The following is a 1,799-nucleotide window of genomic DNA, read 5'->3' on the forward strand; positions in this document are numbered from 1 at the left end:
GAAAGACTTGTTATTACTCACCACTTGCAGAAGTGGGAGTCTTCTCGACTGAGGTAAAACGCTGTATCCGGAACAGTATCTGGATACAGCGTTTTCACGTTTGCCAATATAGCGATTTTGAGATAGTTTAAACTACATCTTCTTCAGATACCATTTCTCCAACCACACAATCAGCTGGTACAATCCCATAGCAATCAGACAGAGTATCACAATCCCGAGAATTACCCAGTCCAGCTTCATGATCTGACTGCCATAAATGATCATATATCCCAAACCGCGACGGGAAGAGATAAATTCACCGATGACAACACCGACCAGACAAAGTCCGATATCCACTTTCATAATGGAAAACAGATTTGGAATGTTGGACGGAAATACGACTTTTGTTAAAACAGCTTGCCGGTTTCCGCCCAATGTCTCAATCAGTTTCATCTGATTGGGATCAACGGTTAAAAATCCCTGATAAAGACTTAAAATCGAACCAAAAATTGCTACAGACATTCCAGTGACGATGATGGTTTTATAATTGCCACCTAACCATACGATCAGCAGTGGTGCAAGGGCAGATTTTGGCAGACTGTTCAGCACAACCATATATGGTTCCGACACATCGGAGACCGATTTTTTTGCCCAGAGCAAAACTGCAATCAGAATGGTAAAAAGAATGACCAGCACAAAACTGATCATGGTTTCCAACAGTGTGATGCTGACATGCTGCCAGATGGTTCCTTCCATCAGCATTTGAATAAAACAGGTGACAAGACGTTTCGGGGAACTGAAAATAAAGTCATTGATCCAGGACAGATCTGCTGCCAGCTCCCAGAGAACGAGAAACAGTACAAAAATAAAAATGCGTAAAAAGTGTATTTTTCGTTTGTATTGCTGTTGTTGATACAGGAAGGTTTCCTGCGTGGTTTCAGGACGTTTCATGGTGCAGCTCCTTCCAGATAAGATTGAAATAGGTTTTAAAATCATCATGATCCCGGCGTTCCATCGGTGTCAGATCCGTAGGAAATGCGACAGATACGATCCTTTGGATGCGTCCGGGACGGGCAGTAAGGATGATGACGCGATCCGCCATACTGACAGCTTCTGCCAGATCATGTGTGACCAGAATGGCAGTCTTTTTCTCCTTGCGGATAATGGAACCAATATCGTTGCTGACCGACAGGCGTGTCTGATAATCCAGTGCGGAAAACGGTTCGTCTAAAAGCAGTAATTCCGGTTTTAATACAAGGGTGCGAACCAGAGCAGCGCGTTGCCGCATACCGCCGGAGAGCTGGCTTGGTTTCGACTGGGAGAATTTTTCCAGACCATATTGTTTCAGAAGCTGCTTTGCATAAGCACGGCTTTCTTCGGTCAGTTCATGGCGGATTTCCAGACCAAGCAGTACATTTTTCCAGATGCTGCGCCATTCCAGCAGATAATCCTGCTGCAGCATATATCCGATGTGGCGCCGGCTGTCCGCGGTCAGCGGCGTACCATTCAAAAGCAATGTGCCGGATTCTGGTGTGAGCATGCCTGCCAGCAGATTTAAAAGTGTGGATTTGCCACATCCGCTGGGACCGACGATGGCAACAAAATCACCGGAATTGACGGTAAACGTAATATCAGATAAAGCAGGGGTTTCCCCCTGCATCGTATGATATGCATAAGACAGATGTTGAATTTCAAACAACGAATGCATGAGAGTCCTCCTTATCAGTTTTAATGAGCCTATATCAGATGGGAGATGACTCCCACCTCTATGGGTGGTGAGAAACAAGCTAGTATCAGTGGTGGGAGCCAATCCCCCATCT

General features: G+C 45.4%; 1 protein-coding gene and 1 pseudogene. Both read right to left on the reverse strand.

The features are described 5' to 3' along the window. Positions 1–132: 132 nt before the first annotated feature. Positions 133–930, reverse strand: a complete 798-nt coding sequence (locus tag LG34_RS16160; protein ID WP_109216990.1) for an ABC transporter permease — start codon at positions 928–930, stop codon at positions 133–135. Positions 931–1,182: 252 nt separating this feature from the next. Further along, positions 1,183–1,687: pseudogene (locus LG34_RS16165) on the reverse strand (ABC transporter ATP-binding protein); the annotation flags it as partial. Between the last annotated feature and the right edge of the window lie 112 nt (positions 1,688–1,799).

The sequence above is a fragment of the Eubacterium ramulus genome, from assembly GCF_003122485.1.
In the GTDB taxonomy this organism is placed as follows: Bacteria; Bacillota; Clostridia; order Lachnospirales; family Lachnospiraceae; genus Eubacterium_I; species Eubacterium_I ramulus_A.